This is a genomic window from Aeromonas sp. QDB25, from assembly GCF_027707725.1.
Lineage (GTDB): Bacteria > Pseudomonadota > Gammaproteobacteria > Enterobacterales > Aeromonadaceae > Aeromonas > Aeromonas caviae.
Map to the genome: position 1 here is coordinate 1 of NZ_JAPCIZ010000227.1, position 817 is coordinate 817.

The 817-nt window shown below is 49.8% G+C and carries 1 protein-coding gene; it reads right to left on the reverse strand.

Annotation, left to right across the window (positions count from 1 at the left end):
• Positions 1-224: 224 nt before the first annotated feature.
• Positions 225-677, reverse strand: a complete 453-nt coding sequence (locus PG883_RS23620) for an NAD(+)--rifampin ADP-ribosyltransferase Arr-2 (protein ID WP_000237816.1) — start codon at positions 675-677, stop codon at positions 225-227.
• Positions 678-817: the final 140 nt, after the last annotated feature.

Below are 817 nucleotides of genomic sequence, written 5' to 3' on the forward strand. Positions count from 1 at the left end.
TGAGATCGATTTAGCCACTCATAGAGCATCGCAAGGTCATGCTCAGTCATGAGGCGCAGTGTGACGGAATCGTTGCTGTTGGTCACGATGCTGTACTTTGTGATGCCTAACGCCGCCATAAACGGCGACAGGGTGGCGCGCCTATTGCGCATAAAATGGCGAAGCCATGCGCAACAGGCGCGGAATCTCTGGCGTCCGGTTTGATGGCTTTGTTATGCAAAGGACTAGTCTTCAATGACGTGTAAACCACGGCGCTTTAAGTCCTCTAACGAATCCAACATTCCCCTTATTAATTCAACAGGATGCCCCTCCCAGTCTTCAACAACGCCAACAATTCTCAAGGGTTCGCAGGTTCTATAGGACTGTGTTGGATTACCGGGAAATTTTTTGTTCGTAAGATTCGGATCGTCTTCGAACGGTCCTGTTGGCTCAACTATGTATATGTAGCCGCGACCCTCGAGGCCAGACAGTGACATAGCAAGTTCAGCTCCCCAAACTGCTGGCTCCATCAAGGCTGAAAAGTAGATGTGCTTAAGAATACGACCGTCCTCGAAATGAGAGATGAACCCTGTGGTTAGCAAGTCACCAATCGCCAAATTGGCTTTGGTTCCATGATAGAACGGTCCTTGCACCTGCTTGTAATTATCATGAGAGATGGGAATCCAATCTTTTACCATTTTAAGACCCTTAATTGTGGTTCTTCGCGGGTATCTATTCACCAGGACGGGGTTGACGGCATCAGTTCTGCCGGGATGGGATAATCTGTCTTCTCGATGCACGCCCTGACCACGGCCCTCAACCACTCCTGTGGGCAGCG

Bases quoted from the DNA above. Each gene is read 5' to 3' on its own strand.
- PG883_RS23620 (WP_000237816.1), bottom strand. From the start codon at position 677: ATGGTAAAAGATTGGATTCCCATCTCTCATGATAATTACAAGCAGGTG.